The sequence below is a fragment of the Massilia sp. Leaf139 genome, assembly GCF_001424165.1.
Taxonomy (GTDB): domain Bacteria; phylum Pseudomonadota; class Gammaproteobacteria; order Burkholderiales; family Burkholderiaceae_D; genus Telluria.
Genome location: NZ_LMOJ01000022.1, coordinates 181763 through 205647, shown reverse-complemented (window position 1 = coordinate 205647; position 23885 = coordinate 181763). Strand labels below are relative to the sequence as shown.

Genomic DNA, 23885 nt, shown 5'->3' with positions numbered 1-23885 from the left:
AATGAAAATGTTTCTTTATGGATACATTTACTACGGGATAATACGTAGTCAAAAGATTATCACCGGCGGTTAGAATCATGCGCTTGCCTTTTCCATAATAGGGCAAGATACGGGTCGGATTCCTCATCCACCCCGCGCTGGCGGACTCGGCAGCACGGCGGATGCGCCGCACCTCTACAAGAAAAACCTTAGGAGCCACCATGAAAAGTCTCGGAAATCGACTCGGCTGGGCGGCGCTCTCACTTCTCGGCGCCGGTGCGCTCGCTTACGTTGCCTTGCGCCGCGGCGAGTCCATCAACGCCGTGTGGGTGGTGGCGGCGGCCGTCTGCGTCTACCTGATCGCCTACCGTTTCTACAGCCTGTACATCGCCACCAAGGTGATGGGACTCGACGCCACGCGCCAGACCCCAGCTTATAAATACAACGACGGCCTCGACTACGTGCCGACGAACCAGTACGTGCTCTTCGGCCACCACTTCGCGGCCATTGCCGGCGCCGGGCCGCTGGTCGGCCCCGTGCTTGCGGCCCAGATGGGCTACCTGCCGGGCATGATGTGGATCCTGGCGGGCGTCGTCTTCGCCGGCGCGGTGCAGGACTTCATCGTCCTGTTCATGTCGATGCGCCGCGACGGCCGCTCGCTGGGCGACCTGATCAAGTCCGAGATGGGCGAGATCCCGGGCGTCATCGCCCTCTTCGGTACCTTCATGATCATGGTCATCATCCTCGCGGTGCTGGCGCTGATCGTCGTGAAAGCCCTGACCGGCTCGCCCTGGGGCACCTTCACCGTGATGGCGACGATTCCGATCGCGCTCTTCATGGGCGTCTATTCGCGCTACGTGCGCGTCGGCCGCATCGGCGAAATCTCCTTCATCGGCTTCATCCTGCTGATGCTGGCGATCGTCGGCGGCCAGTGGGTGCACGATTCGCCCACCCTCGGCCCGATGTTCACCTTCACCGGCACCGAACTGACCTGGATGCTGATCGGCTACGGCTTCGTCGCCTCCGTCATTCCCGTTTGGCTGCTGCTGGCGCCGCGCGACTACCTGTCGACCTTCCTCAAGATCGGCACCATCGTGGCCCTGGCGATCGGCATCCTGCTGGTCGCCCCGCACATGCAGATGCCGGCCGTGACGCGCTTCGTCGACGGCTCCGGCCCGGTCTGGTCGGGTAACCTCTTCCCCTTCCTGTTCATTACCATCGCCTGCGGCGCCGTCTCCGGCTTCCACGCCCTGATCTCCTCGGGCACCACGCCCAAGATGATCGAGAACGAGACCCACGCCCGCTTCATCGGCTATGGCGCGATGCTGATGGAATCGTTCGTCGCCATCATGGCCCTGGTGGCCGCGTCGACCATCGACCCAGGCATTTATTTCGCGATGAACGCGCCGGCGGCACTGCTTGGCACCACGGCCGAAAGCGCGGCGGCGGCCGTCTCGAGCTGGGGCTTCGTCATCACCCCGGATGCCCTGACCCAGATGGCCAAGGACGTCGGCGAGCACACCATCATCTCGCGCGCCGGCGGCGCCCCGACCCTGGCGGTGGGCATGGCCAACATCCTGTCGAACGTCGTCGGCGGCCAGGCGATGATGGCCTTCTGGTACCACTTCGCGATCCTGTTCGAGGCGCTCTTCATCCTGACCGCGGTCGACGCCGGCACCCGCGCGGGCCGCTTCATGCTGCAGGATCTGCTGGGCACCTTCTCGCCGGCCCTGAAGCGCACCGAGTCGCTGCCGGCCAACCTGCTGGCCACGGGCCTGTGCGTCGCGGCCTGGGGTTATTTCCTGTACCAGGGCGTGGTCGATCCGCTGGGCGGCATCAACACCCTGTGGCCGCTGTTCGGCATTGCCAACCAGATGCTGGCCGGGATCGCGCTGATGCTGGGCACCGTCGTGCTGTTCAAGATGAAGCGCGGCAAATACGCCTGGGTGACGGTCGTGCCGACCATCTGGCTGCTGATCTGCACCTTGAGCGCCGGCTGGCAGAAGATCTTCCACGAAAACGTCAAGATCGGCTTCGTGGCCCACGCCCAGAAGTTCCAGGCCGCGCTCGACCAGGGCCAGGTGCTGGCACCGGCCAAGTCGCTCGACCAGATGCGCCGCATCATCTTCAACGATTACGTGGACGCGGCGCTGGCCGGCTTCTTCATGGTCGTCGTCCTTGCGGTGCTCTACTATGGCATCCGCACGGTGATGAATGCGCGTAACAACAGCAGCCCGACGGTGAAAGAATCGCCGTTCGTCGCCGCGCCTTCGCCACAGGTGCAGTGATGTTCTCCACCCTCGCCCAGGCCGGCCGCTATCTCGGGCAAAGCATGCGCCTGATGGTCGGCCTGCCTGAGTACGACACCTACCTGGCGCACATGGAGCGCGAGCATCCCGGCAAGCCGGCGATGACTTACGAGGAGTTCTTCCGCGAGCGCCAGGAAGCGCGTTATGGGTCGGGACGCAGTGGCGGTTGTTGCTGACTCTTCGAGTCAGCAACAACCGCCACGGGAGCGTGGGCACTCGTGCCCACGTAACCGGTGAACATCGTTAGCAGCAACCCCCGCATAAAATTAGCGCATTTCATCACGCGCATGGAAGGAGTGGACGGCAGCGCCGTCCATCCTACGGCACCCTTCCCTCCCGCTTTGCGGCAACGCAAAGCCACCCCTCCCCCTCCCACGTAATATTTTTTCCTGCAGGAATTTGCATTTCTGCAAGGAGGGCATGCGCACAGCTGGCGCAGGCCCGTATCGCCGTGCCGCTCCTGCAGATCGCCTCCATGTCGAACTTCGCGCGTTCCAGCCTGTACCGAAAATTGACGACGATGTCGCTGCTCTCGACCGGCACCGCGCTGCTATGCGTGTTCGTCGCCTTTGCAGTGGCTTCGGTGGTGAACAAGCGCGAGAACGAGGGACGCCAGCTTTCCTCCCTGGCCGGCGTCGTCGCCACCAGCAGCGCCGACGCACTGATCTTCAACGACCACACGATGGCGCTCACCCTGCTGGTTTCGCTGGAGGCGAAGCAGGAGATATCGCGCGCCGCCCTGTACGACCGCAAGGGCAAACTGTTCGCTACGTACGGCTCGCCGGCAAATACCAGCGAGGAGCCGCCAAAACAGCTCGATGGCGTCGACGCCGCCGCGCTCGCGGCAGCCAACCAGGCGGGCGGCAAGTTCGGTGCGCCGCGCCTGCGCCTGTACCGGCCGGTCATGGGCGGCACGGCACAGGTGGGCGTGCTGGTGATCGAGGCGGACTTGCTGCCGATGTGGCGCGATATCGTGCACAGCGTCGGCGTGCTCGGCGGCGCGATGTGCGTCTCGCTGCTGGTGTCGATGGTGCTGGCGCGCCGCTTCACGCGCAGCATCGCCGATCCCGTCACGAAGCTGATCGCGGCGGCGCAGCAGGTGTCGGAGAGCCAGGACTACACCCTGCGCGTGCAGCACACGCGGCGCGACGAACTCGGCACCCTGATCGACAGCTTCAACGACATGCTGGCCCAGATCGAGGGCCGCGGCGCGGCGCTGGCCACCCACCGCGACGAACTCGAACGCCAGGTCTCGGTGCGCACCGAACAGCTCGAGCGCGCCAAGAACGCCGCCGAAGCGGCGAGCCGGGCGAAAAGCGCTTTTCTGGCCACCATGAGCCACGAGATCCGCACGCCCATGAACGGCGTGCTGGGCATGACCGAGATGCTGCTCGGGACGGCGCTCAGCGAGGCCCAGCGCAACTACACGCGCCTGGTCAAGCGCTCGGGCGAACACCTGCTGGTGATCATCAACGACATCCTCGATTTCTCGAAGATCGAGGCCGGCAAGCTCACCATCGAGTACATCAACTTCAACCTCTGGGATCTGCTGGAGGACATCCACACGGTGTACACGCCGCAGGCGCAGAACAAGGGCATCGCCCTCGACTTCGACATCGCCAACGACATCCCGGTCGCGATCTGCGGCGATCCGAACCGGCTGCGCCAGATCATGGCCAACCTGCTCGGCAATGCGATCAAGTTCACCGAACAGGGCCGCATCGAGGCGCGCGTGCGCGTGGCCAGCGAAGACAGCCAGGCCGTCATGCTGCGCTTCGAAGTGATCGATACCGGCATCGGCATCTCGCGCGAGGCGCGCGGACGCCTGTTCGAAGCCTTCTCCCAGGCCGATGACTCGACCACCCGCAAGTTCGGCGGCACGGGCCTGGGCCTGGCGATCTCCAAGCAGCTGGTCGAACTGATGGGCGGCGCGATCGGCGTTGACAACGGCGCGGGCAAGGGCGTGAACAAGGGCTCGGTGTTCTGGTTCACGGTCAGCTTCGACAAGCGCCGCGTCGATCCGGACGCGCCCGGCGGCCAGCAGCACACGCTCGACGGCATGCGCGTGCTGGTAGTCGACGAGGACGAGACCACGCGCATCGCCCTGGCGCGCCACCTGGCGGCCTGGAACCTGTCCTGCGAAGGCGCATCCGGCGTCCGCGCCGCGCTCGACATGCTGGCGGCCGAGGCCCGCGCCGGCCAGCCCTTCGATGCCGCCATCCTCGACATGGAGCTGACCCAGTCGAGCGGCCTGCTGCTGGCCGCGACCATCAAGGCCGATCCGCTCACGCGTCCGACGCGCCTGATCCTGCTCAGCCCCGAGCGCCTGGCGGCCGATCCGGTGCAGCGGCGCGAGGCCGGCGTCGCCTACCAGCTGATCGAGCCGGCGCGCGCGGCCGACCTGTTCGCCTGCCTCGGCACCCGCCCGCGCGGCCTCACCGCGCCCGCGCCGCAGTTCCTGCCGCCGCCGCAGGCGCCGCGCGGCGAAGGCACGGCGCGCATCCGGCGCGTGCTGCTGGCCGAGGACAATCCGGTGAACGTGGAAGTGGCGAAAGCCATGCTCGAGAGCCTGGGCCTGCAGGCGCAGGTGGCACGCAATGGCCAGGAAGCCTTGGAGGCGGTGCGCACCCAGAGTTTCGAGGCGGTGCTGATGGACTGCCAGATGCCGGTGATGGACGGCTTCGCCGCCACCGCCGCCATCCGCCGCGAAGAGCAAGGCGCCGGCCGCCCGCGCACCCTGCCGATCATCGCGATCACCGCGAATGCGCTCCAGGGCGACCGCGAAGCCTGCCTGGCCGCCGGCATGGACGACTACCTCTCCAAACCCTTCACCCAGGCCGAACTGGCCGGCGTGATCGGACGCTGGATCGGCCTGGCGCTGGCGGCCACCATCCACCACGACGACGCCGCCCCGGTTCTGCCAGCGGAGGCGCGCGAAGTGATCCAGCGTCACGTCATCAACGCCAAGGCCCTGGACAACATCCGCGCGCTCAGCCAGCAGGGTGGCGACGCGCTGGTGCAGAAGGTAGTCGCTGCCTACGTCGGTGACGCTCCGCAGCACCTGCGTACCCTGCGCCAGGCCGTCGGCGGGCGCGACGCCGATACCGTCCGGCGCGTCGCGCACAGCCTGAAGTCGGCCAGCGCCAACGTCGGCGCCGAGACGCTGGCGCGCCTGTGCAAGGATCTCGAACAAATGGGCCGCAACGCCAGCGTCACGGGCGCGGCCACCCTGCTCACCGACATGGAAGACGAATTCCAGGCGGTGCGGCAGTCATTGAACGCCATGCTAGAGAACCAGTGAAGGAATCACGATGTCAGCCTCCCCTTCCCCACAACGCGGTGTCGTGCTTGTTGCCGACGACGATCCGGTGATGCGTCTCCTGATGCTCGAGATGCTGCAGCAGGTCGGCCTGGACGGCATCGAGGCCGAGGACGGGCGCCTGGCGCTGCAGCTCGCGCGCGAGCGCCGGCCCGACCTGATCCTGATGGACGTCGAAATGCCGCACCTGGACGGCTTCGCCGCCTGCCGCGCGATCCGCCGCGGCGACGGGCCGGGCGCTTCTGTGCCGATCGTGATGGTCACCGGCGGTGACGACATCGAAGCCGTCACCAGCGCCTACGAGGCCGGCGCCACCGACTTCGTCTCCAAGCCGATCAACTGGCCGATCCTCGGCCACCGCGTGCTGTATGTGCTGCGCGCGAGCGACGCCATCGCGCGCCTGCGCATCGCCGACGCCCAGAACCGCGCCGTACTGGCCGCGATTCCGGACACCTTCTTCCGCATGAACCGCGACGGCTTCTATCTCGACTACGAGCCGGGCCGGGGCTTTCCGAGCCGCGAGCGCGACGGCGCCGTGCCCTTCACCAGCGAGCGCTGCGTCGGCCGCCACATCACCGAGGTGCTGCCGCGCGAGATCGCGGCGCGCGTGATGGAGCAGTTGAGCGAGGTGTTGCGCACCCAGCAGATCCGCTCGCTCGAATACGAACTGCTGCGCTTCGGCGCGGCCCAGCATTTCGAGGCGCGCCTGGTGGCGACTAGCCCCTCCGAGGTGCTGGGCCTGGTGCGCGACATCAGCGAACGCAAGCGCAGCGAAGAGCAGATCCGGCGCCTGGCCTATTGCGACAGCCTGACCGGCATCCCGAACCGCCAGGCATTCCTGGAGACCCTGGAGCGCGAGCTGCAGCGCTCGAAAGTCGGCAACAAGAAGTTCGCCGTGCTGTTCATGGATCTCGACGCCTTCAAACGCATCAACGACACGCTCGGGCACAACGTCGGCGACCACCTGCTGAAGATCGTCTCGGAGCGCCTGCGCGAGACGATCCGCCCCAGCGACCTGGTGTCGCGCAGCGAAGCCCTGCCCGACGAAGCGGGAACGATCGAACCGGCAACCTCCGCCACCAACCTGGCGCGCCTGGGCGGCGACGAATTCACGATACTGATCCCAGACCTGGAGCGCGTGGAGCATGCGCTCAACGTCGCCCACCGCGTGAAGGAGGCGATGCGCCGCCCCTTCCTCATCGACGGCAACGAGATTTTTGTTACCGCCAGCATCGGCATCTCGCTGTTCCCGGAAGACGGCGATGATTGTAATTCCCTGCTCAAGTTCGCCGACACAGCGATGTATCACGCCAAGAACTGCGGCAAGAACAACGCCAAGCTGTACAGTTCCTCGCTGACGATGCAGATCATGAGCCATGTGAAGCTCGAAGTCGGCCTGAGAAAAGCCCTGCAGAACGACGAACTCTACCTGCTCTACCAGCCGCAGCTCGACGTGCGCTCGCTCGAAATCGTCGGCGTCGAGGCGCTGGTACGCTGGCGCCATCCGGAGCGCGGCATCATCTCGCCGACCGAATTCATTCCGCTGGCCGAGGAGACGGGCCTGATCGTGCCGATCGGCGAATGGGTTTTGCGCACCGCCTGCGACCAGGCGCGCGCCTGGCAGCGCGCCCTGCACCGCTCGGTGCGCATGGCGGTGAACCTCTCGGCCAAGCAGTTCAAGGACGAGAACCTGTCGCAGATCGTGCTCTCCGCGCTCGACGAGACGGGACTCGATCCGAAACTGCTGGAACTGGAGCTGACCGAAGGCACGCTGATGGACGACGCCAAGGCGACCCTGGCCACGCTGGAGCAGCTGCGCCGCATCGGCGTCCATCTCTCGATCGACGACTTCGGCACCGGCTACTCGTCGATGAACTATCTAAAACGTTTCGATGTGCGCGCCCTGAAAATCGACCGCAGCTTCATTTGCGGCCTGCCGCAGGACTCGGAAAACGCGGCGATCACGCGCGCCATCATCGCGATGGCACATGGCCTCAAGATGGCGGTGGTGGCCGAAGGAGTCGAGACCGACGAGCAGCTGATCCTGCTCGAACAGTATGGCTGCGACCTGGTGCAAGGCTACTTCCTCGGCCATCCGTCGAGCGCCGACGTGATCACGGACATGCTGGGCCGGCTGCCCATGATGCTGCCGGCGCCTTGAGCGCCCCTCAACGCGCCGGCGCCAGCGTCAGTGTGTGACGCGCCGGCCCCGGCAGCAGCGGCACCGGCCGCCCCTGCACCCAGTCGGCATGCCCTCGTAGAAAATACGGGGAGAGCGGATGGCCGCTCTGCCCGCCCGGCATGTTGTACAGCCCCGCCTCCTCGCGCCCTGGCGACACCGTCAAGCGTTGCGACTGTCCGAACTTCGGCCCGGCCACGCGCGGCATGTGGGCGTCGCCCGCGAGCTGGTCGGGCGGCACGCCGAGCAAACCTCCCAGCGCCGGAACCGCCAGTGCGATCGGATGGGCGATCGCCGCCGTGTTGCGCGCGCCCCAGGTCGCCTTCTCGAGCGGTACACCCTCGCGCTCGAAGGCCGCGATGACGCGGTCGACCGCCGCCAGCTGCACCGCGCGCCAGTCGCGCTGGCCCGCGGGCAGCCAGCCGGCCGGCTGCGCGTCGAGCAGGCGCGCCAGCACCGCCGGCCAGCGCGGGTTGGCGGCCGCCACCGTCGCCTTCGGATCGAGCGCCGCCAGCTGCGCATTGGCGCCGGCGAAGAGGTTGTCGTGCAGCGCCCACATGAAGTTGCGCGCCAGGCGGTAGCCGACCGAGTCGACGTCCGCGCGGCCATTCCAGCTGGTCGCCAGCAGCTGGCGGAAGGCCGCGCGGCGCGGCTGGCCCTGCAGGGCATCCTTGTCGAGCACGGCCAGCGCACGCTCGCGCCAGCCGGCGATGAACAGTGCGCGGTCGTCCAGCGCGGCGGCAAAGGCAAGCGCTTCGTCGGTGCGCGGCCCCAGCAGGCGCAGGCGGTCGCGCAGCTGGCTGCTGCGCGCACCGAGGTCGGCGCCGCCGTCGCCGATCAGCGCGCTGCCCGGGCCCAGCAACTGGCGGCTGTTGGCGGTCGAGAGCTGGCCGCCGGGCGGATTGACCACGCGCGGATACTGTTCGGGCGGGAGCAGGCCCTTCCAGGTCGGAGTCCCGCCTGGCGCCAATGGGAAACTCGTCGCGGCGTCCGCGCGCAGCCGCTGCGGCAGGCGGCCGGCGATCGTCCAGCCGATATTGCCGGTGGCGTCGCCGGCGACGAAATTCTGGGCCGGAATGCCGTCGGTGGCGGCGATCGACAGGGCAGCGTCCAGCGTCGCGGCGTCCTCCAGGCGCAGGTGGTTCAGGTTCAGGGCGCCGGGTTCGTGCGCGACCCAGTGCAGCGCGTAGGATTTGCCGCCGACGGCGCGGATCGGCCCGAAAGCCGTTTCCCGTACGAGGAGGCGCTCGGCCGCGCCGCCCTTGACCGCGATGAGCTCCTCATGCGCGACCGGCCGTTCCCAGCCGTCCGGCGTACGCACCTGGCCTCGATGCGCGTCATCGATGCCCAGTTCGACCAGATCCAGGTAGTCGCCATAGCTGTTGGTGAAGCCCCAGGCGACCTTGCCATTGCTGCCGGCGATGATCAGCGGCGGCGCGCCCGGCAGCGTCACCCCGACCAGCCGCCTTTCCATCCCCTGCCCGTCCGGGTAGAGCAGCGCCAGCCGGTACCAGATGTTCGGCAGCTGCAGACCCAGGTGCATGTCGTCGGCGACGATCGCGGCGCCGCTCGCGCTGCGGCTGCCGGCGATCGCATAGTTGTTACTGCCGACCATGTCGCCGCGTTCAAGGAGGTCGAGCGCGGCCAGCGTTGTCTGCGGCATCGGCTGGGCAGGCGTGCTGCCCCACCAGGCGGGCGCGGTCGGCGGCAACGGGACATCGGCCAGCGTGGCGGCATCGTCCAGCGGCGCATCCCAGCGCGTCGCCTGCGGCAGCAGGAAGGCGAGCTGGGCATCGTCGCTGTGGGCGCGCAGCCAGCCGCGCGCCAGTTCGCGCGGCTCCAGGTTGCCCTGCAAATCGATGAACATCGACCACACCGCCAGCAGCGAATCCTCGGCGCGCCAGGGACGCGGCGTGGTGCCGGTCAGCAGGTATTCGAAGGGACGCGCACCCAGCGCATTCACGCCGTCGTTGACGCCGGCGACATAGCGGTCGACGAAGGCGCGGTCGGCCGGCGGCAGCGATGCCAGCGCCTTTGCGGCGCGCGGGCGGAACCGGTGCAGGCGCCGCGCCCGGTCGAGCGGCAGCGCGCGCGGGCCGAACAGCTCGGCCAGCTCGCCGGCCGCCGTGCGGCGCAGCAGATCCATCTGGAAGTAGCGCTCCTGGGCATGCACGAAACCGGTGGCATAGGCGAGATCGAGCCGGTTGGCGCCGCGGATCAGCGGCACGCCGGCGTCGTCGCGCGCGACCGTGACGGGCGCCGCCAGCAGCGGCGCGACGCGCTCGCCCTCGCGCTGCGCCAGGCTGGCACGCAGCAGCAGCCATGCGGCCAGGATCGCCAGCAACAGGCATCCCAGCAGGATCAGGACGACCCGTCCGATCCAGGTTTTCCAGCGGCGTGACCGCATCGCATCCCCTTTGTTGTCGTTTTGCGGATGATCTTGCCAGAAAACCCATCCTCGAGAAAGCCGCGGCTGCGCGTTCTCCGCCGCAGGATGGCTGAGGGGTGTCCGATTGGACGGTTCGAGCAGTGTTCTGCATCTTGCGCTAAGCTCGAAACCAGTGAAATCCACTGCAAAGGAGCTCGCAATGCGTACCACCATCGTACTGGCGGCAGCACTGCTGCTGAGCGCCTGCGCCACTCCGCAAGAACGCGCGGCGCGCAAGCAGGCGGAAATGACGGAGATGATCGCCGTCTACGGCCCGGCCTGCGACCGTCTTGGCTACACCCAGCAATCCGACCAATGGCGTAACTGCATCATCAGCCTGAGCACGAAGGACGAGGTGCAACGCTATGGCACACACGCCGGCTATGGCCCCTGGGGGCCACGGTATTGGGGCGGCGGGTTTTGGGGGCGGGGCTGGTAGGCGTCTACCCGCTGCAGCGGGATGTGGACGCGTGGGCAGGAGAACCGCCCGGTGAAGCCGTGGTCGAGGCCATTGGCCTCGACCACCCCTACGAGCCTGTGAAAAAATCGTCATGGCTGCGTTGCACCTCCTCGCCGTACCCTCGTACTGTCTTCGTCGGCGCGCCTTGCCCTGACAATTTTTTCACAGGCTCTAAGGCCTGTTTGGGCACCTGGCTGACTGAAATGCTCACGCGGTTGTACCTGGCAGCGCTAGCAGCCTGCGCGCGCACTCGGCCTTGGTGACGGCTTCGCGCGTCGCCAGCATGCGCTCGACCAGGCGCTGGGCGTGGGCGATCAGGTGCGGGTGGCGCACGTCGGGCGGGTGCAGGGAGAGGCGCATCAGCGGCGCGCGCGCCATGCAGAGCGCGGCGGCGCTGGCGGCGAGCGGCGACAGCGCCCGTCCGGTACGATTGCGCGCCGTGTAGACCAGCGAGGGCGCGAACACCGAGCGACCCTGGCGCAGCAGGTGGAAGCGCGCGAAGGTGGTGGTGTAGGAAAACGCGAATTCGGGCAGTACCCGCCAGGAATCCTCGCCCAGCAGCCAGGCCGGCGGCACGAAGCCCGACACCGGCCAGTCGCGCTGGCGGAACCATTCGAGGCCGAGCGCGATGCGTTCGCGCGCCTCGGCGGCGGCCAGCGCCGCGAACTCGCCTTCGCTGCGGGTATAGACGCCGCGCAGGAAGCGCTGGCCCAGGCTGGCCGCCTGGTCGCCGGTGTCGAGATGGGTGTAGCCGTGCAGCGCCAGTTCGTCGCCGCGCGCCAGCGCCGAGTCCAGCCCGGCGCGCATCGCCCGCTCGGCATGCTCGTCGCTCGCGCGCCCGTGGTAGCGCGGCACCACCAGCCAGGTCAGGCGAATGTCTGCGTCGCGGCGCATTGCCCGCGCCAGGCGCGCGCATTCTTCCCAGGTGGCGGGGGCGACGTCGTGGATCGACACGCACAGCATGGGCGGCTCGGCCAGCAGCGCGCGCGCGTCGATCGATGACGCTCCGGTCGGTGAGGCGTCAGTCGGTAACACAGATGCTCCTCGCCCCCGGTTCGTCCAGCCCGCGCGTGCCGAGCACGCCCTGGTAGCGCCGCATTACCTGCGGCAGGATTTCGTTCCAGTCGTAATACTCGGCCGCCTTGCGCCGCGCATTGGCTCCGAGCGCCGCCAGGTCGCGTTCGTAGATGGCCTCGATCGCGCCTGCCAGGCTGTCGACGCAGTTCGGCTGCGCGAGGATGCCGGTGTCGTCGTCGACCAGCTCGGCCACGCCGCCGCCGGAGGTGGCGACGGTTGGCAGGCCGCAAGCCATGGCTTCCAGCACGATCAGGCCGAAGGTCTCGCAGTCCCCCGGATGCACCAGCACGTCGCAGCTGGCCAGCAGGCGCGCCAGGTGGCGCTGGTTACGCTTGAAGGGCAGATAGGTGATCTGCGGATAGTGCGGCAGGTCGAGCCCGCCGCCCACCATCAGCAAGTGATAGGGCCGGCCGAGTTTGCGCACGGCCTCGATCAGCAGCGGCAGTTTTTTCTCGTGGGTGAAGCGGCCGGCGTACACCAGCAGCCGCGCACTCTCGGGCAAGCGCAGGTGGGCGCGCAGGGTCTCGACCCGGCGCGACGGGTGAAAGATGCTGCTGTCGATACCCAGCGGCTGGTGGCGCGCGCCATGCACGCCCATGGCATGCAGCTGTTCGACCATGGTGCGGCTGGGCGCGAGCACGAGGTCGAACTGGCGGTACAGGTGGGACAGGTATTTGCAGGCGACCCCTTCCGCCGTCTGGCCGAAGCGCGGGCGCACCAGGCGCGGCAGGTCGGAGTGATAAAAGGCGATCGCCGGCACGCCGAGCCGGCGGCGCAGGCGCAGCGCCGCCCAGGCGCTATGGCCGGCATCGCCCGCTTCGATCAGGTCGGGCGCGGCTTGGCGCAGGAGGCGCGCGGGCGCGCGTACCGAGGTCGGCATGCGAAAACCATTGATGCCCGGCAGCGCCACGGCCGGCACGCGCACCAGCGCCGGCGCCGCGCCGCCGCTGTCGACGTTCGGGCTGAGGATGGTGTGCTGGACGCGCCCCTGCCGCGCCAGCCAGCGCGCCTTGGCATTGAGGTAGGTGCTTACGCCATTGCCTTCGGCGGCGTAAAACATCGTGATGTCGACGAGGTGCATGCTTCCGGATCCGCTTAGAGTAGGCCCACGATAGCAGCGGACTTCCTGTGCCGATTGCGCGCACGCAAACGGCTACCGCCGCATACCGAGGTACTGCGAGCCTGAGAAGGCCTTCATGGCAAGGCGCACCGTCGCAGACAGTACGCATGTACGGCAGGACGGTGCAACGCAGCCGTGGAGGCCTTATCAGGCGCTCGCTACGGGGGTGTTGTCGGAAGATTATGCACTGCGCCGGTCAAGCATGGCGCGCGCTATCGTGCCGGCATCGACATACTCGAGCTCGCCGCCCACGGGCACGCCGCGCGCAAGGCGGCTGACCTTCAGGCCGCGCGCCTTGAGCATCTCGCTGATGTAGTGGGCGGTGGCTTCGCCCTCGTTGGTGAAATTGGTCGCGAGCACGACCTCGCCCACGACGCCGTCGGCCGCGCGCCCGACCAGCTTGTCGAGGTGCAGATCCTTGGGGCCGATGCCGTCCAGCGGCGACAGGCGTCCCATCAGCACGAAGTACAGGCCCTTATAGGTCAGGGTCTGCTCGATCATGATCTGGTCGGCAGGGGTTTCGACGATGCACAGCAGCGTGCGGTCGCGCGCTTCGTCGGCGCACATCTCGCACACCTCGGTGTCGGCGAAGGTATTGCACATGGCGCAGTGGTGCACCGAATCGACCGCCTGGTAGAGCGCGCGCGACAGCATTGCGGCGCCCTCGCGGTCGTGCTGTAGCAGGTGAAAGGCCATGCGCTGCGCGGACTTGGGGCCGATGCCCGGCAGGCGGCGCAAGGCCTCGGTCAGGAAGTCGAGCGATTTGGACACGATTACACCCCGCGCCAGGCGTCGAAGGCCTCGGCCGTCATGGTCGGAGTGAACTCGGTGATCTCGTAGCGCGCCAGGTCGGCCAGCGCGAACGGGTCTTCGGCCAGTATCCGCTCCAGCGCCCCGCGGCTGGGCGCGCGCGCGAGGATGATGCCGCCGTCGCGCGGCACCTTGGCGCCGGACATCAGGAAGATGCCGGCCGCGTACTGCGTCGCCAGCCAGTCGCGGTGGGCGGCCAGGCGGGCGTCGATCCTCGCGAGCGGCGCGGTATAGCTGAGCGAAACGATAAACATGGATCCCGTCGGATCAGAACGGCATCTTGAAGCCGGGCGGCAGGCCAGGCATGCCGGCGGTCAGGCCGCTCATCTTTTCGGCGGCGGTCGCCTCGGCCTTGCGCACGGCGTCGTTGAAGGCGGCGGCGACCAGGTCTTCCAGCATGTCCTTGTCGTCGGCCAGCAGCGACGGGTCGATCTGCACGCGCTTGACGTCGTTCTTGCAGGTCATCGTGACTTTCACCAGGCCGGCGCCCGACTGGCCTTCGACTTCGATGAGGGCCAGCTGCTCTTGCGCCTTCTTCATGTTGTCCTGCATGGCCTGCGCCTGTTTCATCAAGCCTGCGAGCTGGTTTTTCATCATGGTGCGGTTCTCCAGTAATTAAAAGGGTAGGTTCAGACCGGCGGGCGCACCGAGCCGGGGACGACGAAGGCGCCCAGCACCCGTTCCATCTCCTGCACGAACGGGTCGCCGGCGACGATGGCTTCGGCCAGGCGCTGGCGTTCTTCGCGCGCGGCCTTGGCTTCCGCGCTGGCGGTGTACCAGACCGGGCCGATTTCGGTTTCGACGGTGATGCGCTTGCCGGCAAAAATGTCCTGCAAGGCGGCCTGCAGTTTTTCGCTGTTGCCGCTGGCGCGCAGGGTATCGACCGGCACGCGGAGGCGAAACACGGCCGAATGGCTGTCGGCATGGCAGTCGATCAGTTCGGTCTGCAGGGCCAGCTGCTGCGACACGCCGCGCAGCGGCAGGCTCGCGGCCAGCGCCGGCCAGTTGCCGTCCCAGTCGAGGCTCGGGATCGGCGTGACGACATATTCGTGCGGCGGCGCTGCCGGCGCGCGGGCGGCGGGCGGCGCGCTCACCGGCGCGGCGACCGTTTCGGCCGCGGCCTCGTTGGCGACCGCGGTGTCGTCGGAAAATTCGGTGACCCAGGACGGCGGTTCGTCATCAGCGGCAGCCGGGTTGCCGGCACGCGCCTGCGGCTGCTGGCGCGCCTCGGCCTGCGCACCCGGACGATCCCAGGGCGGCGCGGCGCCCGGACGCGCGCCTTGCGCCGGCGCGCCCATCGCAGCCGAGGGCGCCGGCGGCGGCCCCGGCATGCGGGCTTGCGGATTGGCGGGGCCAGGCTGGCCGCCGCTTGTGCCGACATTCGGGCCGACATTGATCGGACGCTCCGGTGCAGCTGGCGCGGCCGCTGGCGGCGCATCGCCCCCCGGACGCTTGGCCGGGGCGCGCTGGCCCGATGCGGCGCGGGCCGCTTCCAGCGCGGCGTTGATCGCGGCGCGGGCTGAGTTCATGGCCGGCGCGGGATTGCTGGCTGCAGGCGCAGGTGCGGCCGGACGCGGGGGTGCTGCGGCCGGTGCCGCTGCCGGCGCCGCCTGGGACTGGCTGGCGGCCGCGGCACGTGCCGCCGGCGGCGCGGCGCGCGGCGCACTGGCGGCGGCCGGCGCGGCGATGCGTTCAGCCCCGCCCTGCCCCGGCCGGAAGGCCAGCATGCGCAGCAGGGTCATGGTGAAGCCGGCGTATTCGTCCGGCGCCAGGCCGATCTCGTTCCGGCCGTGCACGGCGATCTGGTAGAACAGCTGCACTTCCTGCGGATCGAAGGCTTCGGCCAGGCGCAGGATGTCGCTGAGCTCAGGCAGATCCTGGGGCACGGCGTTCGGCACCGATTGGGCCAGCGCGATCCGGTGCAGCAAGGTGCCCAGATCCTGGAGCGCGCCGTTGTACGACAGGCTGCGGCTGGCCATCTCGTCGGCCACGGCCAGCAGATCGGCGCCGTTCTCCTGCTCCAGCGCGTCGAGCAGGCGCACGAGATAGGACTGGTCGAGCGCCCCCAGCATGCCCTGCACCGCGTCCAGCGTGACGGCGCCGGCCGCGTAGGCGATGGCCTGGTCGGTCAGCGAGAGCGCATCGCGCATCGAGCCGTGCGCGCCTTGCGCAAGCAGGCGCAGCGCGGGCTGCTCGAAGGTAACACCTTCCTGGCCCAGGATGTTTTCCAGGTGGCCGACGATGTGACCCGGCGGCATCTGCTTCAGGTTGAACTGCAGGCAGCGCGACAGCACCGTCACCGGAATCTTTTGCGGGTCGGTGGTGGCAAGGATGAACTTGACGTGCTCGGGCGGTTCTTCGAGCGTTTTCAGCATCGAATTGAACGCGTGGTTGGTCAGCATGTGCACCTCGTCGATCATGTAGACCTTGAAGCGCGCATTGCTTGGTGCGTAGACGGCCTGCTCGAGCAGCTGCGCCATCTCGTCGACGCCGCGGTTGGAGGCGGCGTCCATCTCTATATAGTCGACGAAGCGGCCGGCGTCGATGGCGCGGCAGGCTTCGCATTGCCCGCAAGGCTGGGCCGTGATGCCGCCCTGCCCGTCCGGCCCGGTACAGTTGAGCGACTTGGCCAGGATGCGCGAGAGCGTCGTCTTGCCGACGCCGCGGGTACCCGTGAACAGATAGGCGTGGTGCAGGCGGCCCGTACCGAGCGCGTGGGTGAGCGCGCGCACGACGTGCTCCTGGCCGACCAGCGTTTCGAAGTTCTTGGGGCGGTATTTGCGGGCGAGGACTTGATAGGACATAGGCAGGATTTTACCGCAGTTGGGCGCCGCCGCCCACTTTCCCGGATGAGGACGGAGATGCCGGGCTGGCATCTCCGCGAACTGCCTGCGAACTGGCTAATTAAGCGGCGCTCAGCAGTGCCGGGCGCTTCGCTTTGGCATCGGCTGCGTTGTCCAGATGGAAGACGGCGACGACCTCGGCCAGGTGCTCGGCCTCGTCCTTCAGGGCGCCGGCCGCCGCCGCGGCTTCGCGCACCATGCCCGCGCTGTTGCGGGTGTCGTCGTCCATCGCCTGGACGGCGTCGCCGATCGCCGCGATTCCCTGGGCCTGGTCGCGGCTGGCGCTGCTGATTTCGGCGATGATGCTGGAGACCTTGTGCACGCTGTCGACGACCTCGTCCATCGTGCGCCCGGCCTGCTGGGCCAATGCGCTGCCGGCGCTGACCTGCCCCACCGACTCTTCGATCAGCGCCTTGATTTCGCGCGCGGCGCCGGCCGAACGCTGGGCCAGGTTGCGCACCTCGCTGGCGACGACGGCGAAGCCGCGCCCCTGCTCGCCCGCCCGCGCCGCCTCGACCGCGGCATTGAGCGCCAGGATATTGGTCTGGAAGGCGATCCCGTCGATGACGGAAATGATGTCGCCGATGCGGCGCGAGGAAGCGTCGATCGCCTCCATGCGTTCGACCACCTGGCTCACGACCTGGCCGCCGCGTGTGGCGACGCCCGAGGCCGATCCTGCCAGCGCGTCGGCCTGGCGCGCGTGCTGGGCATTGCGCTGCACAGTGGCAGTCAACTCAGACATCGAAGCGACGGTGGCGCGGATCGCCGCGGCCTGGCGCTCGGTTCGCTGCGACAGCTCGGCATTGCCCTGCGCGATCTGGTGCGAAGCGGCACTGGTGGTGTGTACACTGTGCTGGACGCTGGCCATGGTTCGCTGCAGCAGCTTGACCACGTCCTGCAGGGCGCGCCCGCTGTCGCTGCGTGCAGGCACCTGCGTGCGCAGGTCGATCGCGCCGTTGCCTGCCTGCAGCGCGGCGACGCTGACACGCAGTTCCGCCGATTGCACCGCGTCCTGCTGCAACACCTTGGCCAGGTAGCACAGCACGATGGTCTCGGCGACGACATATCCTGCATGCACCAGCACGATGCCGATACCCGGCTCGGCCAGGCATCGTACGCCGTAACCCAGTTCCTGCAAATAATTGAAGGACAGGTGATGGACGGCCGTCAGGCCAGCCGCCGCCACGATCACCGCCCAGTCCCGGTAGCACAGCAGGAAGGCGAGCGTCACGAACAAGCCGAAGTGCAGTTCGTCGCGCCCGCCGCCTTGGTGGATGTGCAAGGCGCACATGACGATCATGGCCAAAGCCACGGCCATGCGCGTCACGCGCGCGCCGCCGGCAACGAACATCAGGAAAGTCGGAATGGCGGCGGCCGGAATGCCGACCCCCAGCGCCCATGCCAGCGTGTCGTGCATGCCCGACAGCGCCAGGGCGACGCCGAACATCGCCCACAGGATGGCGACCATCAGGCGGTCGGCCAAGCGAGAGTGTTCGCGTAGTGCTGTTTCCACGTCCTGGTTGCGCATTCCTGCTCCCTTATTTATCGAAATTATCGAAAGGGATGGAGCGTACAGGAAAAAAGGTTTCCGTGCAGCACTGTTTGGCAGAATAGCGACAGAGAACGTCTGAAAACTATTTGAATTGATTGCCCAACAATTGTTTGCGAAAGAAACAAAATGTTTGACCGACGTCTGTGCACGGCAGGAAGACAAATGGAATTACATGGAGACGGAACTGAAGGGAAGCGAAACGAAGGAGGCGAGCCTGATCTGCGGCACTTGCGGTGAACGGCTTTGGCTGCTTCGTTCCCGACCTGACCAGGTAAACCATGCCACAATGCGCAGGGGCCCGCCAGACCGCATTATAACCGACGCCACGGTCTTGTGGCGTCGTTTTTATTCTGAAGAGAAAGGCCGCCGTCACGGCCCCCTCTTCCCTACAAGCCCAGCTCCTGCCAGATCGCATCGACCCGCGTCTTGACCTCGGGCGCCATCACGATCGGCGTGCCCCACTCGCGGTTCGTCTCGCCCGGCCATTTATTGGTGGCGTCGATGCCCATCTTGCTGCCCAGCCCGCTGATCGGCGAAGCGAAATCGAGGTAGTCGATCGGGGTATTATCCACCAGCACCGTGTCGCGGGTCGGATCGACCCGGGTCGTGATCGCCCAGATCACCTCTTTCCAGTCGCGCACGTCGACATCCTCGTCGACGACGACGATGAACTTGGTGTACATGAACTGGCGCAGGAAGCTCCACACCCCGAACATGACGCGCTTGGCGTGTCCCGCGTACTGCTTCTTCATCTGCACCACGGCCATGCGGTAGCTGCAGCCTTCCGGCGGCAGGTAGAAATCGGTGATCTCGCTGAACTGCTTCTGCAGCAGCGGGATGAACACCTCGTTGAGCGCCACGCCCAGCACGGCCGGCTCGTCGGGCGGCTTGCCGGTATAGGTCGAGTGATAGATCGGGTCGCGCCGCATGGTGATGCGGTCGATCGTGAACACCGGGAAGCTGTCCTGCTCGTTGTAATAGCCGGTATGGTCGCCGTACGGGCCTTCCAGCGCATGCTCGAAGCCGGATGGATGATTCGCATCCGGGTAGATATGGCCTTCCAGCACAATCTCAGCGGAGGCCGGCACCCGCAGCTCGCTGCCGATGGCCTTGGTCAGCGTCGTGCGCTGGCCGCGCAGCAGGCCCGCGAACTGGTATTCCGACAGGCTGTCCGGCACCGGCGTGACCGCGCCTAGGATGGTGGCAGGATCGGCGCCGAGGGCCACGGCCACCGGGTACGGCTGGCCCGGATTGGCGATGGCGTGCTCGCGGAAGTCGAGCGCGCCGCCGCGGTGCGCCAGCCAGCGCATGATGACCTTATTCCTCGATAACACCTGCTGGCGATAGATGCCCAGGTTCTGGCGCTTCTTGTTCGGCCCCTTGGTGATGACCAGGCCCCAGGTAATCAGGGGCGCGATGTCGCCCGGCCAGCAATGCTGGATCGGCAGGCGCGCCAGGTCCACGTCATTGCCTTCCCAGACGATTTCCTGGCAGGGCGCGCCCTTCACTTCCTTCGGCGCCATGTCCCATACAGCTTTCACGAGCGAACCCAGGCCCATGATGTCCTTGAAGCCGCGCGGCGGCTCTGGCTCCTTCAGGCGCGCCAGCACGTGGCCGATGCGGCGCAGCTCGCTCACATCGTCCGCGCCCATGCCCAGCGCGACGCGCTGCGGCGTGCCGAACAGGTTGGCCAGCACCGGGATCGTGTGCCCGGTCGGCTTTTCGAACAGCAGGGCCGGCCCGCCGGCACGCAGCACGCGATCCGCCACTTCGGTCATTTCGAGATGGGGCGATACCGGGGTAGTTACACGCCGTAGATCGCCATTTAGTTGCAGTTGGGACATAAAATCCCGAAGATCTGAATATTTCATCAAGTTTTGCTTGTTTTTCGATTGCTTGCGGTTAATCAAGTTGCGCCGCCAAGTATTTGATTTGGCAAGGTATTGCTGAGCTAACTGGCAAAAAGTCAGATCTAAAAGTAATAAAGCGCAGTCGTGCTAGTATTGACTTGGTATAAACGACCTCCTACAATCGCACCTACTTGATGAGACGGCCATTTTTGAAAGCAGATTGTAGCCGCTCTCATAACTTCACGGGGTCGGGGCCCCAACGACATTTGTAAGGAGTGTTTCCACCAGGCGTCTGCCTGAACCCCCGAGACAGTTGTTGAGCCACTGAGCCGTACCCGCCTTGGGCATCGGCCAGCTGAAGCAAAGCAATGACGGCGTTTTGGTCTTCCGCACTGGAAGCCCTGACGATTTTTCTGATGCACGGCATTGGTAACCTCCGTAGCGCCCAGAGCGCCACGACGGGATCCTTTTCGCCGCGACAAAGGGGACTTCGATGATCAATCGTTTGTTCGGTACGAGCGCAAGGCTCGTCCAATCCATGGCCAGCCAGCCAGTCACGTTTTCACAAGTGAGCAAAACGGTACGTGGTCTGTTGACCACAATGCAACACACTCTGACCGTGTTCGGTCTCTCGGCAGTGGCGGTACTGGCCCTGCTCTACACGAACCCGGATGCAGCAAAAAAAGTTTCCGAACTGCTGTATCCCGATACCGTCGCCGCTGCACCTGCTCCAGCCGTCGCCGCCACCGCCAACCCGGCGCCGATCCATGCCGTCGCGCTCGATACCGCGCAAGAACACCATGCCGACGTCAAACACCTCGGCAACACGAAGCAGCAGCAGAACGTCACTTCCTGGCTGGCCAAGCGCTACCGCGTGGCCGGCGACGCAGCCAACATGCTCGTCTCGACGGCCTACATGACGGCCCACGAGATCAAGCTCGACCCGCTGCTGATCTTGGCCGTCATGGCGATCGAATCGGGCCTGAACCCGTTCGCGGAAAGCCCGATGGGCGCCAAGGGCCTGATGCAGGTGATGGCCAAGGTGCATCACGACAAGTTCGAGGAAGTGGGCGGCACCCAGGCCGCCCTGAACCCGGTCGCCAACATCCGTGTCGGCGCCCAGATCCTGAAGGATTACGTGAAGCGTACCGGTTCAGTCGAAGGCGGTCTGAAGACCTATGTCGGCGCGGCCGACATGGACGACGATTCGGGCTATGGCGCCAAGGTGCTGGCCGAATACCACCGCCTGAAGCAGGTTGCCGGCGGCAAGAAAGTCCCGACCACTACGCCGGCAGCGCCCGCGCAGATGGTCGTCAAGGCAGCGCCGGCCGACAAGCCCGCTGCGGCGCCCGCCCCGGCCGCGCCGAAGGCCGAGCCGGCACCCGCCGCCGAGCCGCACGCGGAAGCGCTGGCGACGCTGTAAGCCACACAGGTCGTTCACTCCTCATGGCCACCGCTTGCGGTGGCTTTTTTTACGTCTTGCATGCGTTCGCATGCCACGGCTCGCGGTCTGGTGGACACGATATGCCGGCGCACGAGCACGTACGCGTGGGCATGCCCACCCTACAACGCAGCGACAAAAAAGCCACCGCGCCTTTCGGCAACGGTGGCTTTTTTGCCGCCCTACTATATATAGAGAGAATCAGCGCCGTGCGTCGGCCCCGACCTCTTCCGGACGCAGCTTCGAGGCCAGCTTGTCGAGCACGCCGTTGACGTACTTGTGGCCGTCGATGCCGCCGAAGGACTTGGTCAGCTCGACCGCTTCGTTGATGATGACGCGGTACGGGATTTCCGGGTGGTTCTTCAGTTCGAAGGCGCCCAGCAGCAGCACGCCGTGTTCGATCGGCGACAGGTCGGCGACGTTACGGTCGATCAGCGGGGCGATCGATTCGCGCAGCTCGACCGAGGTCGTGATGGTGCCGTTCAGCAGCGACGAGAAATACTCGCCGTCGGCCTTGTCGAAGCCGTGGGCGGCGCGGATGTTGTTGGCCACCTGGGTCGAAGGCTCGTTGTTCAGCAGCCATTGATACAGGCCCTGGAGCGCGAACTCGCGCGCGCGGTGGCGCGGGGTGCGGTTCTTGCTCGGGTTGGCGTGGGTGGTCTTGTCGTTCATGTTCGTCCTTGCTTTCTCTTCCCTTACTCTTCTTCTTCCTCGGGGTGCAGCTCTTCCAGCGCCAGCAGCAGGTTGGCCATCTCGACGGCCACCTTGGCGGCGTCGGCGCCCTTCTCTGCCATGCGCACTTCGGCCTGCTCGTCGGTCTCCGTCGTCAGTACCGCATTCGCGATCGGGATACCGTAGTCCAGGCCGATACGGGTGATGCCGGCGCCGGATTCGTTCGAGACCAGCTCGAAGTGATAGGTTTCGCCGCGGATGACGGCGCCGAGCGCGATCAGCGCGTCGAACTGCTGGGTTTCGGCCATCTTCTGCAGGGCCAGCGGGATTTCCAGGGCGCCCGGCACGGTCACATGCAGGATGTCCTCGTCGGCCACGCCCAGGTGCTTCAGCTCGGCCAGGCAGGACGACAGCAGGCCATGCCCGACATCGGCATTGAAGCGCGCCTGCACGATCCCGATGCGCAGATCCTCGCCCGTCATGTTGCTCTCATAAGTTCCTACCGTCATGGCTGCCCTCTTTCGTATTTGTCTTTAAATGATTATGAATCCTACAGTGTCTCAAAGCCTCGAAAAACCGTAGCGAGCGGAAGAAATTTTGGTCGAGAAGCGCAGCTGTACGAATGTACAGCGAGCATCACAGGCCAAAAGTTCGACGCGCAATAGGTTTTTCGAGGCTTAGGCCACAGGATTCGCGATGTAGCCGGTGACTTCCAAATCAAAGCCGGTCATCGACGGCATCTTGCGCGGATTGGCCAGCAGCTTCATCTTGCCCACGCCGAGATCCTTCAGGATCTGGGCGCCGATGCCGTAGGTGCGCAAGTCCATCGTGGCCGCGCGGCCGCTCGGGCGCGCGCCCGGTGCGTCCAGCGAGGAGAACTGGGCGAACAGCTGCTCGGCCGTCTCGCCGCAGTTGAGCAGGACGACGACGCCCGACTCGCTCTTCTTGATCGCGTCCATGGCCGAGGCCATCGTCCACGAGTGGGTGGTGGCGCGGTGTTCCAGCACGTCCAGGATCGACACCGGCTGGTGCACGCGCACCAGGGTCTCTGCATCGCGCTGCAGCTCGCCGTGCACCATCGCCAGGTGGGCGCAGCCGCTCGGCTTGTCGCGGTAGGCGACCAGGCGGAATTCGCCGTGCGCCGTGTTCAGGGTGCGCTCGGCAACGCGCTCGACTAGGCTCTCGTTCTCGCTGCGGTAGTGGATCAGGTCGGCGATGGTGCCGATCTTGAGGTTGTGTTCTTTCGCGAACTCGATCAAGTCGGGCAGGCGCGCCATGGTGCCGTCTTCCTTGATGATCTCGCAGATCACCGAGGCCGGGGTCAGGCCGCCCATTTCCGTCAGGTCGCAGCCCGCTTCGGTATGGCCCGCGCGCATCAGGACGCCGCCCTTGACCGCGCGCAGCGGGAAAATGTGGCCCGGCTGCACCAGGTCGTCCGGCTTGGCGTTTTTCGCCACGGCGACCTGGATCGTGCGGGCGCGGTCGGCCGCCGAGATGCCGGTGGTGACGCCTTCGGCCGCTTCGATCGAGACCGTGAAATTGGTGCCGAAGGAGGTGCCGTTCCGGCTCGTCATCATCGGCAGCGCCAGCTTGTCGCAGATCTCTTCCGACAGCGTCAGGCAGACCAGGCCGCGCGCATGGCGGATCATGAAATTGATCGCCTCGGGCGTGACGAAGTCGGCCGCCAGAACCAGGTCGCCCTCGTTTTCGCGGTCTTCTTCGTCGACCAAAATGACCATGCGGCCGGCGCGAAGTTCGGCAACGATTTCCTGGGTGCTGGAGATAGACATGCGGATTTCCTTGAATCGGTACTTGAATCGGTGACGCGTCGTGCGTAATCCGCTAT

General features: G+C 66.6%; 18 protein-coding genes and 1 other RNA gene. 6 read left to right on the top strand and 13 right to left on the bottom strand.

Features of this window, described 5'->3' with window-relative positions; all coding sequences use genetic code 11:
* Positions 1–200: 200 nt before the first annotated feature.
* The 4 genes from ASF77_RS12295 (at position 201) to ASF77_RS12280 (ending at position 7768) form a co-directional block, all read left to right on the top strand.
* Entirely contained in the window at positions 201–2267 is a 2067-nt protein-coding gene (locus ASF77_RS12295) for a carbon starvation CstA family protein (RefSeq protein WP_056339454.1), read from the top strand.
* Positions 2267–2464, top strand: coding sequence for a YbdD/YjiX family protein (locus tag ASF77_RS12290; protein ID WP_056339452.1), 198 nt, complete (start codon positions 2267–2269; stop codon positions 2462–2464). Before ASF77_RS12295 ends, ASF77_RS12290 begins: the two co-directional genes overlap by 1 nt.
* A 299-nt stretch (positions 2465–2763) precedes the next feature.
* A complete protein-coding gene (locus ASF77_RS12285) occupies positions 2764–5589 on the top strand; it encodes a hybrid sensor histidine kinase/response regulator (protein WP_056340368.1) in 2826 nt (941 codons plus the stop codon).
* Between the two features lie 10 nt (positions 5590–5599).
* A complete protein-coding gene (locus ASF77_RS12280; protein ID WP_056339450.1) occupies positions 5600–7768 on the top strand; it encodes a bifunctional diguanylate cyclase/phosphodiesterase in 2169 nt (722 codons plus the stop codon).
* 7 nt (positions 7769–7775) lie between these two features.
* On the opposite strand, the gene ASF77_RS12275 is transcribed toward ASF77_RS12280, so the two are convergent.
* Positions 7776–10193: a penicillin acylase family protein gene (locus ASF77_RS12275; RefSeq protein WP_056339448.1), complete on the bottom strand. Its 2418-nt coding sequence runs from the start codon at positions 10191–10193 to the stop codon at positions 7776–7778.
* Between the two features lie 181 nt (positions 10194–10374).
* Between ASF77_RS12275 and ASF77_RS12270 the strand changes: the two genes are divergently transcribed.
* Positions 10375–10653, top strand: a complete 279-nt coding sequence (locus ASF77_RS12270; RefSeq protein ID WP_056339446.1) for a hypothetical protein — start codon at positions 10375–10377, stop codon at positions 10651–10653.
* Positions 10654–10881: 228 nt separating this feature from the next.
* On the opposite strand, the gene ASF77_RS12265 is transcribed toward ASF77_RS12270, so the two are convergent.
* The 9 genes from ASF77_RS12265 to ubiD all read right to left on the bottom strand — a co-directional run bounded on the left by ASF77_RS12265 (position 10882) and on the right by ubiD (position 19947).
* Complete coding sequence (locus tag ASF77_RS12265; RefSeq protein ID WP_229445411.1) at positions 10882–11709, bottom strand: DUF2334 domain-containing protein; 828 nt, start codon at positions 11707–11709, stop codon at positions 10882–10884.
* Positions 11696–12832, bottom strand: coding sequence for a glycosyltransferase family 1 protein (locus ASF77_RS12260; RefSeq protein WP_056339442.1), 1137 nt, complete (start codon positions 12830–12832; stop codon positions 11696–11698). Before ASF77_RS12260 ends, ASF77_RS12265 begins: the two co-directional genes overlap by 14 nt.
* Positions 12833–13051: 219 nt before the next feature.
* The gene (recR, locus tag ASF77_RS12255) at positions 13052–13642 is read right to left on the bottom strand and encodes a recombination mediator RecR (protein ID WP_056339441.1); all 591 of its coding nucleotides are present in this window, start codon (positions 13640–13642) and stop codon (positions 13052–13054) included.
* Between the two features lie 2 nt (positions 13643–13644).
* Positions 13645–13935, bottom strand: a complete 291-nt coding sequence (locus ASF77_RS12250; RefSeq protein WP_056339439.1) for a YciI family protein — start codon at positions 13933–13935, stop codon at positions 13645–13647.
* Between the two features lie 13 nt (positions 13936–13948).
* Positions 13949–14278, bottom strand: a complete 330-nt coding sequence (locus ASF77_RS12245; RefSeq protein WP_056339437.1) for a YbaB/EbfC family nucleoid-associated protein — start codon at positions 14276–14278, stop codon at positions 13949–13951.
* 32 nt (positions 14279–14310) lie between these two features.
* Positions 14311–16485 (bottom strand): DNA polymerase III subunit gamma/tau, encoded by a 2175-nt coding sequence (locus ASF77_RS12240; protein ID WP_056339435.1) that lies wholly within the window; start codon positions 16483–16485, stop codon positions 14311–14313.
* 100 nt (positions 16486–16585) lie between these two features.
* Positions 16586–18052 (bottom strand): methyl-accepting chemotaxis protein, encoded by a 1467-nt coding sequence (locus ASF77_RS12235; protein WP_156648870.1) that lies wholly within the window; start codon positions 18050–18052, stop codon positions 16586–16588.
* 228 nt (positions 18053–18280) lie between these two features.
* An RNA gene (gene ffs / locus ASF77_RS23660) (signal recognition particle sRNA small type) lies at positions 18281–18379 on the bottom strand.
* An 83-nt stretch (positions 18380–18462) separates the two neighbouring features.
* Positions 18463–19947, bottom strand: a complete 1485-nt coding sequence (gene ubiD, locus ASF77_RS12230) for a 4-hydroxy-3-polyprenylbenzoate decarboxylase (RefSeq protein ID WP_056340361.1) — start codon at positions 19945–19947, stop codon at positions 18463–18465.
* Positions 19948–20527: 580 nt separating this feature from the next.
* On the opposite strand from ubiD, the gene ASF77_RS12225 reads away from it, so the two are divergent.
* Positions 20528–21349 carry a transglycosylase SLT domain-containing protein gene (locus ASF77_RS12225; protein WP_229445409.1) on the top strand — a complete coding sequence of 274 codons (822 nt, stop codon included), beginning with the start codon at positions 20528–20530 and terminating at the stop codon, positions 21347–21349.
* A gap of 219 nt (positions 21350–21568) precedes the next feature.
* Here ASF77_RS12225 and nusB read toward each other — a convergent pair whose 3' ends face one another.
* The 3 genes from nusB to ribBA form a co-directional block, all read right to left on the bottom strand.
* The gene (gene nusB / locus ASF77_RS12220) at positions 21569–22039 is read right to left on the bottom strand and encodes a transcription antitermination factor NusB (protein ID WP_056339430.1); all 471 of its coding nucleotides are present in this window, start codon (positions 22037–22039) and stop codon (positions 21569–21571) included.
* A 23-nt stretch (positions 22040–22062) separates the two neighbouring features.
* Positions 22063–22548, bottom strand: a complete 486-nt coding sequence (gene ribH / locus ASF77_RS12215; protein ID WP_056339428.1) for a 6,7-dimethyl-8-ribityllumazine synthase — start codon at positions 22546–22548, stop codon at positions 22063–22065.
* 168 nt (positions 22549–22716) lie between these two features.
* Positions 22717–23829, bottom strand: a complete 1113-nt coding sequence (gene ribBA / locus ASF77_RS12210; protein WP_056339425.1) for a bifunctional 3,4-dihydroxy-2-butanone-4-phosphate synthase/GTP cyclohydrolase II — start codon at positions 23827–23829, stop codon at positions 22717–22719.
* Positions 23830–23885 lie beyond the last annotated feature (56 nt).

Excerpts from the sequence above, each read along its gene's own strand:
- ASF77_RS12295 (WP_056339454.1), top strand. The coding sequence starts at position 201 with ATGAAAAGTCTCGGAAATCGACTCGGCTGGGCGGCGCTCTCACTTCTC.
- ASF77_RS12290 (WP_056339452.1), top strand. The coding sequence starts at position 2,267 with ATGTTCTCCACCCTCGCCCAGGCCGGCCGCTATCTCGGGCAAAGCATG.
- ASF77_RS12285 (WP_056340368.1), top strand. The coding sequence starts at position 2,764 with ATGTCGAACTTCGCGCGTTCCAGCCTGTACCGAAAATTGACGACGATG.
- ASF77_RS12280 (WP_056339450.1), top strand. The coding sequence starts at position 5,600 with ATGTCAGCCTCCCCTTCCCCACAACGCGGTGTCGTGCTTGTTGCCGAC.
- ASF77_RS12275 (WP_056339448.1), bottom strand. The coding sequence starts at position 10,193 with ATGCGGTCACGCCGCTGGAAAACCTGGATCGGACGGGTCGTCCTGATC.
- ASF77_RS12270 (WP_056339446.1), top strand. The coding sequence starts at position 10,375 with ATGCGTACCACCATCGTACTGGCGGCAGCACTGCTGCTGAGCGCCTGC.
- ASF77_RS12260 (WP_056339442.1), bottom strand. The coding sequence starts at position 12,832 with ATGCACCTCGTCGACATCACGATGTTTTACGCCGCCGAAGGCAATGGC.
- ASF77_RS12250 (WP_056339439.1), bottom strand. The coding sequence starts at position 13,935 with ATGTTTATCGTTTCGCTCAGCTATACCGCGCCGCTCGCGAGGATCGAC.
- ASF77_RS12245 (WP_056339437.1), bottom strand. The coding sequence starts at position 14,278 with ATGATGAAAAACCAGCTCGCAGGCTTGATGAAACAGGCGCAGGCCATG.
- ASF77_RS12240 (WP_056339435.1), bottom strand. The coding sequence starts at position 16,485 with ATGTCCTATCAAGTCCTCGCCCGCAAATACCGCCCCAAGAACTTCGAA.
- ASF77_RS12235 (WP_156648870.1), bottom strand. The coding sequence starts at position 18,052 with ATGCGCAACCAGGACGTGGAAACAGCACTACGCGAACACTCTCGCTTG.
- ubiD (WP_056340361.1), bottom strand. The coding sequence starts at position 19,947 with ATGAAATATTCAGATCTTCGGGATTTTATGTCCCAACTGCAACTAAAT.
- ASF77_RS12225 (WP_229445409.1), top strand. The coding sequence starts at position 20,528 with ATGCAACACACTCTGACCGTGTTCGGTCTCTCGGCAGTGGCGGTACTG.
- nusB (WP_056339430.1), bottom strand. The coding sequence starts at position 22,039 with ATGAACGACAAGACCACCCACGCCAACCCGAGCAAGAACCGCACCCCG.
- ribH (WP_056339428.1), bottom strand. The coding sequence starts at position 22,548 with ATGACGGTAGGAACTTATGAGAGCAACATGACGGGCGAGGATCTGCGC.
- ribBA (WP_056339425.1), bottom strand. The coding sequence starts at position 23,829 with ATGTCTATCTCCAGCACCCAGGAAATCGTTGCCGAACTTCGCGCCGGC.